9 protein-coding genes, 1 tRNA gene and 1 pseudogene are annotated in these 12,971 nt (G+C 58.7%); 5 read left to right on the forward strand and 6 right to left on the reverse strand.

The genetic code is table 11. From position 1 onward, the window contains the following. Positions 1-15 precede the first annotated feature (15 nt). Positions 16-100: transfer RNA gene (locus QEH54_RS19320), tRNA-Leu, on the reverse strand. A gap of 229 nt (positions 101-329) precedes the next feature. Between QEH54_RS19320 and QEH54_RS19325 the strand changes: the two genes are divergently transcribed. After that, a complete protein-coding gene (locus QEH54_RS19325) occupies positions 330-1,652 on the forward strand; it encodes a TolC family protein (RefSeq protein ID WP_309020354.1) in 1,323 nt (440 codons plus the stop codon). Between the two features lie 37 nt (positions 1,653-1,689). Continuing rightward, complete coding sequence (locus tag QEH54_RS19330; protein WP_309020355.1) at positions 1,690-2,805, forward strand: efflux RND transporter periplasmic adaptor subunit; 1,116 nt, start codon at positions 1,690-1,692, stop codon at positions 2,803-2,805. A 77-nt stretch (positions 2,806-2,882) separates the two neighbouring features. On the opposite strand, the gene QEH54_RS19335 is transcribed toward QEH54_RS19330, so the two are convergent. The 3 genes from QEH54_RS19335 to QEH54_RS19345 form a co-directional block, all read right to left on the reverse strand. Beyond that, complete coding sequence (locus QEH54_RS19335) at positions 2,883-3,770, reverse strand: sugar phosphate nucleotidyltransferase (RefSeq protein ID WP_309020356.1); 888 nt, start codon at positions 3,768-3,770, stop codon at positions 2,883-2,885. 162 nt (positions 3,771-3,932) lie between these two features. Then, complete coding sequence (locus tag QEH54_RS19340; protein WP_309020357.1) at positions 3,933-5,156, reverse strand: TonB family protein; 1,224 nt, start codon at positions 5,154-5,156, stop codon at positions 3,933-3,935. Between the two features lie 319 nt (positions 5,157-5,475). Then, complete coding sequence (locus tag QEH54_RS19345) at positions 5,476-7,281, reverse strand: DUF255 domain-containing protein (RefSeq protein WP_309020358.1); 1,806 nt, start codon at positions 7,279-7,281, stop codon at positions 5,476-5,478. Between the two features lie 151 nt (positions 7,282-7,432). Here QEH54_RS19345 and queF point away from each other — a divergent pair, with 151 nt between their 5' ends. The 3 genes and pseudogenes from queF to QEH54_RS19360 form a co-directional block, all read left to right on the forward strand. After that, positions 7,433-7,819 carry a preQ(1) synthase gene (queF, locus tag QEH54_RS19350; RefSeq protein WP_309020359.1) on the forward strand — a complete coding sequence of 129 codons (387 nt, stop codon included), beginning with the start codon at positions 7,433-7,435 and terminating at the stop codon, positions 7,817-7,819. A gap of 3 nt (positions 7,820-7,822) precedes the next feature. Further along, positions 7,823-8,596 carry a hypothetical protein gene (locus QEH54_RS19355; protein WP_309020360.1) on the forward strand — a complete coding sequence of 258 codons (774 nt, stop codon included), beginning with the start codon at positions 7,823-7,825 and terminating at the stop codon, positions 8,594-8,596. Between the two features lie 449 nt (positions 8,597-9,045). Then, a pseudogene (locus QEH54_RS19360) lies at positions 9,046-9,246 on the forward strand (helix-turn-helix transcriptional regulator); the annotation flags it as partial. Positions 9,247-9,436: 190 nt separating this feature from the next. Here the strand turns inward: QEH54_RS19360 and QEH54_RS19365 are convergent. Together QEH54_RS19365 and QEH54_RS19370 are read right to left on the reverse strand one after the other, a co-directional pair. After that, positions 9,437-11,788, reverse strand: coding sequence for a carboxy terminal-processing peptidase (locus QEH54_RS19365; RefSeq protein ID WP_309020362.1), 2,352 nt, complete (start codon positions 11,786-11,788; stop codon positions 9,437-9,439). Positions 11,789-11,951: 163 nt separating this feature from the next. Beyond that, positions 11,952-12,842 (reverse strand): rhomboid family intramembrane serine protease, encoded by an 891-nt coding sequence (locus QEH54_RS19370; protein WP_309020363.1) that lies wholly within the window; start codon positions 12,840-12,842, stop codon positions 11,952-11,954. Positions 12,843-12,971: the final 129 nt, after the last annotated feature.

Genomic DNA, 12,971 nt, shown 5'->3' on the forward strand with positions numbered 1-12,971 from the left:
GGTCTTTTTTTCAAATGGTGCCCAGGACAGGAGTCGAACCTGCACATCTCTCGATACTAGAGCCTAAATCTAGCGCGTCTGCCAATTCCGCCACCTGGGCAGTGTGGAAGGGGGTGAAAAAGACGCGCATCCAGCGGGAAATCAACTCTAATTTTTCCCGCCTATCGGCTTTGTCCGAAGTAGGTGGTTCTCCCGATATTAGTGTTGATCCAGATATTCAGTTCTCACAGAACCGACAGTCCCAGCCGCTGTCTTGGGTGGTCCCGGCGATTTTTCCCTCGCTAAGACGGCGCGTCGCGACCCTTTGTTTGATTCCGTTGCTTTGCCACATGCGTTTTTTTCGCCTTTTCATCATCAGCTCCCTCCTTTTCGCGTCTTCGGTGTCGGCCCAGTTCCAGTCTCTGGCTCCGGAGGCCTTGATGCCGGGCTTGCGGGAAGTGATCGATGTCGCTCTCAAAGAGTCGGAGGACATGCAGCTTCGGGAGTTGAGCGAAGGCATCGTCAAGGGGCGGCGCATCGCCTCCAGCTCTGCAGTGCTGCCGAGCTTCACCACGAATTTTTCGCTGCGGCAGGAGGAGGATCAGGGCGTGCGCAAGGAGCTGGGCTTTCAGGAGCGGGCGGTTTATAACATTCGCTTTCGCCAGCCGCTCTATCACTGGGGGGCGAAGCAGGCGGAGAAGCAGATTGGAAAAACCACCTACCAGGCGGAGCTGCTCAGCACGGAGTACGCGAAGCAGCAGCTGGTGCGGGAAATCAGGCGGGGCTACATGAACCTGGTGGTGCAGCGACAGGAGCTGGAGATGCGTCGCCAGGCCTTGGAGCTGACGAAGCAGGAACTGACGTTTCTGCGCGAGCAGAAGGAGGCGGGAACCGCCAGCTCGGCTCAGGTCGGTTCGAAGGAGCTGGATCTGGAGCGGGCAGAACTGGTTTATCTGAGGGAGTCCTACCAATGGGACGACCAGATTTCGCGCTTCGCCACTTTGGTGGGAATGGAGCCGGAGCGCATCGAATCGCTGCTTATCGAAGAGATCCCGGAAATCGAAGCGGTAGAAACGGAGATGGTGCAAGCCTTGACTTCTCAGTTCGATGCCGCGGTGGCGGCCGATGAGACGGTTCGCAGAAGCGCCTTGGACATCGAGGTGGCGGAGAAGCGGCTCAAGATCGAAAGGACCTCGCTCAAACCGAAGATCGATGTGGAGCTAGGCATGTCGTCCAACGCGCTCGACTCCGATGGTACCCGCCGCGAGCAGGAGTACGTTTTTTTCGGCCTATCGGTAGGTTGGAATATCTTCGATGGCTTTCGCACCAAGGGGGATAAGATGGCTCGTTCCTACGAGCTCTCGCGGGCGGAGTATCAGCTCAATAGCCGGGTGCGCTCGCTGCTGCTCGGCTACGAAAAGCAGTTGCGCGAGGTGGAGCTCGCTCGACGGGCCCTCGAGATCGAAGAGCGCGTCCTGACCATGAACGAAGGGTTCCTGAAGCGACTGGTGGAGGAGATCGAGCGAAAGAACGCCTCCCAATCCGAATACGACGAATTCGAACAGAAGTACCTTGCGGCTAAGATCCGGGCCCAGCGGGCGCGCGCCACTTATCTGGATACGCTCGGCTACTTGCTTATGCAGCTCAAGGTCGACTCGATTTCCGAACGATGAAAGGGACTCCCGATAGCCCTGAAGACGACACTTTAAGATGAAGACAGGTTTGCTAGTTAAGATTTTCGTAGCCTTGGCGGTGATCGCGGGAGGAAGCATTTATTTCGTCTCCTCGCTGAAGCCCACTGCGGTGGTATCGACCGCTCGTCGCAGCGTGGCGGTGCGCTCGGTCCCTGGCACCGTTCAGGTGGTCGCGGCCAAGGAGATGTTCGTGCGCAACGAGCTTGGCGGGCGCGTGGTGGAGTCTCGCCTCGATCTCGGCAAGGAGGTTGCGGAAGGGGATCTGCTCGTCGCCATGGACTTGGGCGACCTGGAGATCGGCATCGAGAAAGTGAAGATCGAGATCGAGGCAGCCAAGCTTTCGGTGGAGCAGGGCTCCACCAAGCAGTTCGACTTGGTGAGCGCTCAGGAGCGCTTGACCGAGGCCAAGCGGAGATTCGACATCGGTGGGGCCAGTCAATCGGAGCTGGATCGTCGCGAGCGGGAAATCCAAGGCATCGAGCAAGCGATCGACGCCGAGATGAGCGCAAAGGAAGTGCGTTTGGCCCAGTTGGAAAACGAGCTGAAGCTCCTCGAGCGAAACCGTGAAAAGATGTTTATCCGGGCTCCGATCGATGGCGTGATCTCCGAAGTGTATGCGTTTCGTGGGGACCTGCTGCGCGGAGGCGAGCAGATCGCCCGTCTGATCTCGCTCGATCGCATCGTGGAAGTGCGGGTGAGCGAAGAGAATTTCGCAGGGGTCGAGGTCGGCCAGATCGCTCGTGTGAAGTTTCTTGGATACAGCGACCAAACCTTCGACGGAACCGTTTCGAAAACCTTGCCCGTGGCCGATCCGGAAACGCAGCGCTACACGGTGCATCTGGATCTGGACATCGATCGGGAGCGCCTCTTTCCAGGGTTGACCGGAGAGGCGACCATCACGCTCGACGAGCGGGAAGACGCCTTGATCATTCCCGGTTCCGCGATCCTAGGCGACCGCGTGTTTCTGGTGGAGGATGGCGTGGTCGAGATGCGCGAGATCGAGAAAGGCTTCGGCAGCATGACCAACGTGGAGATCCGCTCTGGCTTGGAGGCGGGCGATCAAGTGATCGTGGAGGAGCTGGAGCTCTTCAAGGTCGGTGACAAGGTAAAGACCGAGGAAAAGACCTTTTAGCCGATCGTGGCATAGCGGGGCGCGAGGCGAGCTCGGAACCGAGCCGGACCACCCGTGCTCAGTTCCGTTTGCGGCTTCTATTGGGAGGTGATTTCCGCGATAGCGGCTCGCACCGCTGGCAAGTCTTCCCGGTGGGTGACCCCTAGCCAGCGAGCGCTGCAGGGCAGCACCACAGCTCGGGCTTGGCCGGTTTTGATCAGGCTGTCCACTGCGGCGGGCAGATAGAACTCCGACTTCGCTTCGCTGCCGCGAGCTTTGAGGAAATCGGCGAACAGCTGTTCCAGCTTCTTGGCCCAGCCAGCGGGGAAGCCCCAGCAGTTGAGGGAAACGAGCGTGTCGGGAGGCAGTGTGACCGTTTCGCCTCGAGCGTTTTTCGCACGAATTTCCGTGGCCGAAGCTGCGGCGATATCGGTGTGTTCCTCGATGGAAACGAGTTCCGCATTTTCGTTGGTGGCGCATACGCCACGCGAAACGGAACCATGCTCCGAAAGCGTATTGCTCAGCTGGTAGCCTACCAGGGCGTAGGTTTCGCCAGCGGACTGGTTCGCCGCGTCGGAGAGAAAATGGGCCAGTTCGCGAAAGGCGGCGGCGCCATAGAAGTCGTCCGCGTTGATAACCGCGAAGGGAGCGTCGAGGTGCTCGCGAGCCGCGTAGACGGCGTGCCCGGTGCCCCATGGCTTGCTGCGCTGTCCGCCGTGGGGGACTTCGATGGGAGTGTCGGTCGTCTCCTGGAACGCGTAGGCGATCTGGAGCTGGTCGCGGTATTTGGCTTCGGTCAAGGCTCGGAATTCGGTTTCCATTTCCTTGCGGATCACGAAGACCACCTTCTCGAAACCAGCCGCCGCGGCATCGCGAACGGAGTAGTCGAGGATCCACTCTCCCTTTGGACCCACCGGTTCCATTTGCTTCAAGCCGCCGAAACGGCTTCCCATGCCTGCTGCGAGAACGAGCAACGTCGGTTTCATGGGGCGGAAGCGTCTGGTGCAGAGACGCTTCTGGCAACAGGGAATTTCGCAAAAAGGAGGCGTGAGGTGAGGGGTGGGCCGCTCCAGACGAAAGATGATCCCCAAAAAAAACGCGACCCGTTTCCGAGTCGCGTTTCTGCAAAGTGAGGCCGTCTCGCAGGATCAGCCTTTTTCGTTGAAAACGAAGGGGACGATCACGGATGAGGAAACCTCTTCGCCGTCGCGTACGGCTGGTTTGAAGGTCCAGCTTTTAGCCGCTTCGATGGTCGGCTGCACCAGTTCGTCGTGCGAGGACTTGGTGCTGGAAGCGTTGACCACGCGTCCTTGGGCGTCGAGGTCCAGGCGCACCTTCACGTAGCCCATCACGCCGTTCAGCTGCTCCGGAAGCTTAGGGGAAACGGAGCGCTTCACCACTGGCATGCTGTCGACAGGCAGATCCGCCATCAGGAGGCCGCCGTTGAGGCTGAACGGTTGAACCACCTTGGAAGCGATGGCCTGGCCGTTTTCGACGGCTGGCTTGAATTTCCACTGCAGGGCCGCTGCGGTGGCCGCGGCGCTGAGGGCCTCGTTGCTCGACTCGAGAACTTCCACATCGGCGACGTAGCCGTTTTCGTCCACGGTGAGCTTTAGCTTCGCTTCGCCGCGCTCGCTGCGCAGCTCGCGGGGAAGCTCGGGACTGACTTGGCGAATCGCTACCGGAGCCTTGTCGAGGCTGGAGGAGTCCTTTGCCTTGGCCACGATGTCACGTGTGCCTTTGCCTTCGAAGTGGAAAGGGATGATGATCTGCGAGGCGATGGCCTGGCCGGCCTTGACGGCTGGCTTGAAGGACCACTGCTCGAGAGCCGCGGCGGCGGCTGGTTCCAGCTCGCTGTGCGTGGAGCTCTTGACCTGCACGGATTCGACCTTGCCGGAGGCGTTCACGCTGGCTTGCAGCACCACTTCTCCGGTGATAGCGCGAAGCTCGTCGCCCAACTCCGGACTTACGGAGTTCTTGACCGAAGGGTGCTTGTCCTCGGGAGTGGCCTTTTCCGCCAGAACGATGGACCCGTGGTTAAAGGAGAACGGTTGGATGGCCTTGGAGGCGATCGGCTGACCGTCTTCCATGGCGGGGGTGAACACCCATTCCTGGATAGCGGAAAGGGAGGCCTGATCGAGAGCGCTGTTGGTCGATTCCGCGACCTGAGCGTCGGTGACGAAGCCGTACTCGTTGATCTCGACCAGAAGTCGAACTTCGCCCGAGGCGTCGCGAAGAGCGCTGCTGAGATGAGGCGCTACGGTTTTCTTTGGCGTGGGAACGGTTTGGCCGGCGGAGGCGAGCATCGGTAGAGCGAGCGCGGCGACCAGTGAGATGATTCCCAGTTTTGCGGAGTGAGTTGAGCTTTTCATATGATGTTAGTGCCCGCTGGAGATCGGTGCCTTGCGGGGAGCACTTAACATCCGTCATCCCTCATTTCGAGGCATGCGACCTCCTCAGGAGCCTGAACGCCTTTCCTTAGGCTCGGTTGGGATTTTCGCCTCGCTCGAGCGCTCGCATCGAGCCGCGAGGCTATGGGCCTTAGAGCGAATCGCCGCCCAAAGGCCCGTAGATAAGGGTATCCGCGGGCCATCATGGGGGTTCGCCCGCATCGGAAAGGCGAGGGGGTGAACCCCTTAACCTACCTAGGGGCCGCGAAGCCGACCTGCTGGCGCCAAACGGTAGCGAGCCCTACTGTCTTTTTATCGATTCGGCCGCCACGAGCAGGGAAAGGTAGCGGTCAGGGGCGCCTTCGGCCTGCGATGGAAGGGAGCTCAGATGGCTTTTGAGTTCGGAAAGGTAGCTCTGGTCGCCGGTTTTCGATGCCAGTTTTGATAGATTGCGCAGGTGAACGCTCGCGACTGCGGGGCGGGAGGAATCGATATAGCTGCCGAGAGGGAGTTTGGTGTCCATCCCGCTCACAGCTAGCGTCAATCGATTTTGAGGGTCGAAGCGGGCATCGTTTCGCCAGGCCGCGTCGATGGCTTTGGCGTTTTCAAGATAGACATCTTGCCCGGTGAGCTCCAGCAACGCGAGGCTGGCGGAGATGAGGCGCGCGTAGGCGGCGCTGCTGGCAGGCGAGGCGTCTTGCAGATCGGAATTGGCCAGAGTGGCGTCCGCAGCCCGCCAAGTCGTTTTCAATAGGGAAGCGTAGAGTTCGATGGCTTGCGTCCGAAGCGAGCTTTCATCGGTGGCTGCAGCGGCTGCCGCGAGTCCTTCCACGAGAAGGGCATTGGTGGATACGAACGCGGTTGCTTCCTTGCGAGGAGCTTTCTTCTCCGCCCGGATCGCTTGCAAGGCCTCGCGCGCCGCGTCGAGGCTGGGGGAAAGGGCTGTCGGTTCGGGCGAGTAGGCGATGTTCAGGCCCTGATACAATCCTAGGATGTCGATGTCGGCGCTTAGGTTTCCGCCGGAGGCGAGTCCGAAGGCTCCGAGCTGGTCTGGGCTCAGGTCGCTGATATCGTCGTCTTCGAGCAGGTAGTAGCTGCCCTCGATCATGTCCGGCGTTTCACCGGGAGCGAAGCTGTCGAGGTACTCGTGGGCAAGGCCGTTCTTTTTTTTCAGTTCGCGATCCACGAACATGGCGGTCAGCCTTATCAGGTTTTTGTATTCATCTTTTGGATCGGTTTCGTAAAGTCTCGCGAGGGCGCTGAGCATCAAGGCCTGATCCGCTGCGGACTTTTGGAACAGGGGAAGGCGCCAGGACGGATCGTTGGCGCCGATGAAAAAGCCGCCGGAGATCGGATCGAAGCCGGCTCCCGCGTAGATCGTTTCGATCAAGCTGGCGATTTCCGAGCTTTGGCGATCGGCCGCGGGATCAGGCAGGAGTGGCAGGGCTTGGGTCGCGGATGCGAGGGCCCCGGAAGACAAGGCAGGGGCGTCGGCAGTCGGGACGATGGCGTAGTCTAGCGCTTGGGTCAGATCGATCGTGGCGTCGGTGAGGTCCAAGGTCGCGAGGCTGCTTTCAAGGTGTTGCTTCGCCTGGGAAACGAACTCGTCCCGCTGCGTGTTCCATTTTTCGGATACATTGCGTGCGAGGGTCAGAAAGCCTTGGCTGCCCCAGTCGTCGGTGGGCGGGAAATAGCCGCCGCCCTCGAGGGGGGCGAGGGCGCTGGTGGTCCAGATGCAGACCGGCCATCCGCTCGTCTGAAAGTGTTCGGAGGCCAGGCCCAGCAAAGCTGCTGCCAGCTCGGGGGTTTGCGTGGAGTCGACAAGCACGGGGATGGTGGTTTCGTTCACCAGCTTCGCGATGGTCTGGTTCTGAAAGGTCTCATGGCCCATGGCGTTGGCGAGACTGTTGCCGAAGTGGGCGACGAAGAAGAAGAGGGGCTTGCTCTCCTGTTCTGCTCGGGTCAGCAGATCCTCGGACCAGGGCTGCCAGTTTACGGGATCTCCCTCCCTAAGCTCGATGAAGGAGGTCTGGGCCTGGACGAGGCTTGAGGCGCCAAGGCAGAGGGTAGTGAATGTCAGGATTAGAAAGCGGGTTAGGGTAGTCATTTCTAGGAGCCAGTGAAACGGCTTCGTCGACTTCCCGCAAGGGAACGTTTTTTGCGCGTTTTCATAGGCGTCGGCTTCTGGGCGATGCGGGCAATGCAAAGCTTGATGTTCGGGGGAGCTCTCTCGATAGTCGTCTGCGATCGATCAGTTTATGGAGTCTAAATATTTAGGAAAGCAAGTCAGGCAGCCCATTGACGAACTGGACACCTTCGATGCTCCGAAGGGGGTTTCCGAAGTGACCATGACCTCGGACGAGGTGATGAGCTCCTGTCCCATCACCGGTCAGCCTGACCTCTACACGGTGAGCATCGAGTATGTTCCGCATCGACTCTGCATCGAGAGCAAGAGCCTGAAGCTCTACCTTTGGGGGTTTCGCGAAAAAAGCATGTTCGCTGAGAAGATGACCGCCGAGATTTGCGATCGCGTGGTCGAGGATATCCAACCGAAACGATGTCAAGTCACCTGCGTGCAGAAGGCGCGAGGCGGCATCACTATCCAGACCGTGGCCCGTTTCCCGAACGAGGGACAGAATTCGTAGATCATGGCGTTTCTAGACAAGCTTGAAAAGCGGTTCGGCTCGCTAGCCATTCAGAACCTCACGATCTACATCATCGTCGGCCAAGTGCTGACCTACGCCATGATGGCGTTGAGAAACGACCAGATGGGCATCCTGCAGTACATGGTCTTTCGTTTCGACCTCTTCATGTCGGGCGAGGTGTGGCGCATCCTTTCCTTCATGCTGATCCCGCCGCCGGCCCACTGGATCTGGATCGCTTTCGCATGGATCGTCTTCTACCTGATGGGGACTTCTCTGGAGGCGAAGTGGGGAGCGTTTCGCTACAATCTCTACTTGCTCACCAGCGTGGTGTGCGTGGCTCTGGTAGGGGCGCTGTATCCGCGTCTGCCGATCTCCAACTACTACGTCGCCTATTCGGTCACCTTCGGGTTCGCCTACTTGTATCCAAATTTCGAATTGCGGCTCTACTTCATTCTTCCGGTCAAAATGAAGTGGCTGGGGCTGTTCATCGCTGGTTTGCTGATCTTCGAGTTCTTCTCCTCGCCCGCTCCCATTCGTTGGATGATGATCGGGTCGCTGATCAATTTCCCGCTCTTTTTCGGACTGGATTTCTTTCGCGGGTTGAAGGCGAAGCAGCGCGTCACGGAGATGAAGCAGGCCAAGGAGAAATTCGAGTCGGAGCCTTTCCACACCTGCTCCGTTTGCGGGGCAACCGATGTGAGCCATCCCGAACGCAGCTTTCGCTACACCAAAGACGGCGCGATATGCTCCGAATGCTCCGAGCAGGAGCAGCAGTAGCGATAGAACCTCTCCGCCGGCTCGCGAATGAGCTGGATCAGAGACGATGGCTAGGGAAGTCCCCAAATATTAGAAAATCTGCTTCCTCGGGTTGGAATTAGGATAATTCCCGATATACGTACTCTGGAATATATCCACTGTTGACTAAGGATTGATAGTGGTCCTAAGTAAAAAGCCTGTAAACAGAGTAAGCCTAACTACTAGCTTCGGTGGTCAAGAAAGATTCAGAGATGCATGATGTGCGACGGAAAAGCCTGCGATCGGTTCTCTCGGAGCCGACTTCGAGCTAGCAGAACGAATCCAGCGGAACAAAAGCCTTCTGGAAGCTTCTGAAACCTTCGAGCCCTCCCCTAAGCTAAACCGGAAACCAAATCGTGAATTCAAATCAAATACCCGCTGATAGAGCCAAGAAACTGCATGGCGATGTGCCCGGAGCCGAGCAACTGGACAGGTTGACGCGTCGGGAGAAACAGGTCCTGTTCTGGATCGTTGAAGGCAAGACCAATGGCGACATTGGTCGGATCTTGGAAATCAGTCCACGCACGGTCGAGAAGCACTGCGAGAGCATCTTCCGCAAGCTTGGCATAGAGAATCGCTACTCTGCCATCGTCTGCGCCTTGACCAACCATTGGGATTTGCGGGTGGAGTAGCGGCGACCGGCTGCGGTTGCCGACGATGGGGCAGGATCCAGATTTACTATCGTAGCCGCCGAACCCCAAGTGGCGACGAGAGAAAAGCAAAAGCCGTTCGACCAAAAAATCGAACGGCTTTTCCTGTTTTGAAATGGCTTTTGTTTGTCCGCCCGCTGGGTCGGTCTGCGAGTGGCCGGGGAAGGGCGCTTTAGTTGAGCAGGCGCTCGAAGCGGGACTTCGCCGCGATAGGCAGGGCGGGCTGGGTCCACTCGGCGGGGTCGGGAGAGATGTCGATGACGTCCGCCATGATGCGAAGGGTCTCGCGTAGCTGGATGTCGAAGTCGGGCACGTCCTCTTCTTCCTCTTCCTCCTTGGCTTCGCTCGCTTCGTCCATCGCGTCCGCGATGACCTCGTCGACCGAGCCCTTCACCTCTTGGTCTTCGCTGACGGCGACGTCCGTCTCCTCAGCCACCGCGTCCTCCGCTTCGGACTGGGTGCTCGCCTCCCATTCGGCTTCCTCCTCCGCCCGCTGGGCCTCTTCGCGCAGCACGCTGTCGAGCTTGATCTCTTTGAAGGTGTAGTTCTTCTCGGCCAGCAGGCGTTGCTCGTCCTTCATCTCGTCGAGAAAGGTCTCTTCCTGCTTCATCATGATCTTGCGTTGCTCGAGGTTGAGCGAAATTTCCTTGCGATCCTCCAGCTTGCGGAACCAGTCGAGGCGTCGACGCTGGAAGGCAAACTCCTCCATGGAGTCGATGCGCTCCTTGCTCGCGTTGATGATGCTCTCGAGGAGGTTGGTCTTGAGGGTCATTTCCACGAAGCGAGCGACCGGCTTGATGTAGTCCCAAGCCAGGGCGTTCGGGAGATCGGCTTCGCCCACGGCGGTGACTTCTTCCACCGATTCGAGCTGGATGTCAGGCACCACGCCTTTTCGTTGAGTGGAAAAGCCGTTCGGCAGGTAGAATTTGCGGATGGTCAGCTTGGCCGCGCCCGCCTTGTCGTTGGCCAGATCCTTGCGAAGCACATAGTCGTCGAGTGAAAAAACCTGTTGCACGGTGCCTTTGCCGTGGGTGCTCGAGTTTCCGATGGTGATGGAGCGTCCATAGTTCTGCAGGGCCCCAGCCAAAATCTCTGAGGCGGAGGCGCTGTAGCGGGAGGTCAGCACCGCCAGCGGTCCGTCGTAAACCACCTTGGGGTCGCGGTCCATGTGAGGCATGACGTAGCCGCTCTTTTCCCGCACTTGCACCACTGGGCCGCGGCGGATGAAGAGACCGGTCATGCGGATGGCTTCGTCGAGAAGGCCGCCTCCGTTGTGGCGCAGGTCGAGCACCACGCCTTGCACGCCTTCGTCCATCATCTTGACCAGCAGCTCCTCCACGTCGTTGGTGACGCTGGTGATGTAGCGTTGGCCGTTCTCGAAATACTCGTCGCCACCGTAGAAGGAGGGGATTTCGATCACGCCGATCTTCTCCGTACCGCCTTTGGGATCGGGAATGTCGTAGATTTTGCCGCCGGCTCGGCTGGAGTTGATGTGCACTTCGTCCCGTACGATCACCACATCCTCGCGGATGGACTCGTCGGTCGCGTCGCTGGGGATGATGGTGAGCGTAACCTTGGTGCCTTTTTCGCCGCGGATCTGATCCACGATCTTACGCAGGCCCATGCCGATGATGTCGACCGGCTCCTCTCCCTCCTGAGCCACCGCCACGATGCGGTCGTTCGGCTGGAGTTTCTTGCTGCGCATGGCAGGAGCGCCGGGCACCAGCTCGCGGATCACGCAGTAGCCATCCTCCTCGCTGAGCATGGCTCCGATGCCGATCAGCTTGAGGCGCATCTGGATGTGAAAGTCTTCCAAAGTGTCTGAGGAGAGGAAGCTGGAGTGGGGGTCGAACATCTTGGTCAGGCTGGTCAGGAAAACCTCCTGCACGTTCTTCGAGCCGAATTCGTAGATGTTGCGCAGCACGCGCTTGTACCGCTTGGCGATGCGCTCCTTGGCTTCCTCCTGAGTCTTGTCGTTGAGGATCTCCTGCAGCAGCTCGTATTTGATGCGCAGGCGCCAAAGCTCGTCGGCCTCCTCTTCGGTGGCTGGCCATTCGCTCTCGCTGCGATCGTAGACGAAGTACTCGTCCGTATCGAAGGACCAGTCCTTCTCGAGCTGCTTCAGCACCCACTCGATACGGGCGATGGCCCGGTCGCGGTAGAGGGTGTAGATCTCGAAGGCGGCTTCCATTTCGCCTTGGTAGCGCAGCTTGAATCCCAGGGTGGGACCGTACTTTTCCTGGAATCCCTTTTCCTGGGTGGAGAGGAAGTAGAGCTTGTTGTAGTCGAGGTCCTCCATGTAGTGAGTGATGAGCTCGACGAAGGTCTCGTCCGAAATCTCCGAACTCTCGAAGTGCATGGTCTCCAGCATTTCCACGATGAGCCGGGCCTCGTTTTGCATCAGCGGCGTGCTGCGCAGCTCGGGCAGTTCGGTCGTGCCCTCGTCGGGGGCCAGAACGGCGAAAAGGCTAGGGGTTAGGGCCAGGCAGGCGAAGGCCAGAAGGTGTGCCAAACGTTTGGTCATTGGTTTCTAGTTGTTCGAGTTAGAGTGGTTTCGCCGGACGCTCGGTAGAGCTCGAGGCTATGAAAGTGCAGGGTGAGGGGGGCAGAAGCGTCTCTATGGAAAAGGACGAATGGAAAGCGTTCCAGACTGAAATGAGCCTGCTTGGTCGCGTCGCCATTCCAGTCTAGCGTCTGCGAAGCAAATCCCGGGCCTCGTCTAGCGTCTTTTTCTCTTCCGCGTCGAGCGAACCGAAGCCCTTGCTGTTGATTTTGTCCAGAATCCGGTCGACTTCCCTCTTGAGATCCCGCTGCTTGCTGGAGACGTTCACCTTGTAGTTGAAGGTGGTTTTACTCTTTTTTGCAGATGGCTTCTTGAAGAAGCGGGCCAGCGATAGGTTAAGATTGCCGGAGTTGTCGTAAGGATTTGCCGTGTACACGTATTTGAAAAACAGGTAGCCGGTGAGCATGCCTCCGAGGTGGGCGGAGTGGGCCACGCGATAGCCGCCGGTGGAGAATAGCTCCTGAAACAGCAGGCCCAGGATCGAAATGCCCAGCATCACGTAGGCCAGCACTTTCGGCTTCACGCGAATGGGCAGCACGAAGAAGAGCAGCATTTGGATTTCTCGGTCCGGGTAGACGCAGGCGAAGAAGGTGAGCAGTCCGAAGACCGCTGCCGAGGCGCCCACCACCGAGCCGGCTCCCGAGATGAAGGTCAGGGCGAACCAGAGCAAGCCGCCCACCAGCACCGAAGCGAAGTAGAGCTGCAGAAAGCGCTTCTGCCCCAGCACCGGCAGAATGACGCGGCCGATGAAGAAGATGCCCAGCATGTTTCCGATGATGTGCAGCCAATTGCCGACGCCATGCAGAAAGGAGTAGGTGAGCGGGGTCCAGATGAAGCCCTTGGCCAGAGAATCGTAGCTGAAGGCGAAGTAGTGCCCCATGAACTGAGGAGCGCCCGCCGCGTTGAGCACGTTTTGCAAAAAGAATACGCCGACGTTAATCCCGATGATCCAGAACAGGGTCTTTTTCGCTTTCTCGTCGAAGCTGGTCGTCATGTAGGGACGGTCGTACATCATTGGTGCAAGTCTACAAAGGTCGCTGTTTTCAGCGGGATTATCAAGAAAGACGTTTTCAATTAATCGCTATATTGCGCCCGACCCTAAGGAAAAAGAACGAAACGGGGGATTTCGCAACCGCGCTCGGCT

This window comes from Pelagicoccus sp. SDUM812003 (assembly GCF_031127815.1).
GTDB lineage: Bacteria > Verrucomicrobiota > Verrucomicrobiia > Opitutales > Opitutaceae > Pelagicoccus.

Excerpts from the sequence above, each read along its gene's own strand:
- QEH54_RS19325 (WP_309020354.1), top strand. The coding sequence starts at position 330 with ATGCGTTTTTTTCGCCTTTTCATCATCAGCTCCCTCCTTTTCGCGTCT.
- QEH54_RS19330 (WP_309020355.1), top strand. The coding sequence starts at position 1,690 with ATGAAGACAGGTTTGCTAGTTAAGATTTTCGTAGCCTTGGCGGTGATC.
- QEH54_RS19335 (WP_309020356.1), bottom strand. The coding sequence starts at position 3,770 with ATGAAACCGACGTTGCTCGTTCTCGCAGCAGGCATGGGAAGCCGTTTC.
- QEH54_RS19340 (WP_309020357.1), bottom strand. The coding sequence starts at position 5,156 with ATGAAAAGCTCAACTCACTCCGCAAAACTGGGAATCATCTCACTGGTC.
- QEH54_RS19345 (WP_309020358.1), bottom strand. The coding sequence starts at position 7,281 with ATGACTACCCTAACCCGCTTTCTAATCCTGACATTCACTACCCTCTGC.
- queF (WP_309020359.1), top strand. The coding sequence starts at position 7,433 with ATGGAGTCTAAATATTTAGGAAAGCAAGTCAGGCAGCCCATTGACGAA.
- QEH54_RS19355 (WP_309020360.1), top strand. The coding sequence starts at position 7,823 with ATGGCGTTTCTAGACAAGCTTGAAAAGCGGTTCGGCTCGCTAGCCATT.
- QEH54_RS19365 (WP_309020362.1), bottom strand. The coding sequence starts at position 11,788 with ATGACCAAACGTTTGGCACACCTTCTGGCCTTCGCCTGCCTGGCCCTA.
- QEH54_RS19370 (WP_309020363.1), bottom strand. The coding sequence starts at position 12,842 with ATGATGTACGACCGTCCCTACATGACGACCAGCTTCGACGAGAAAGCG.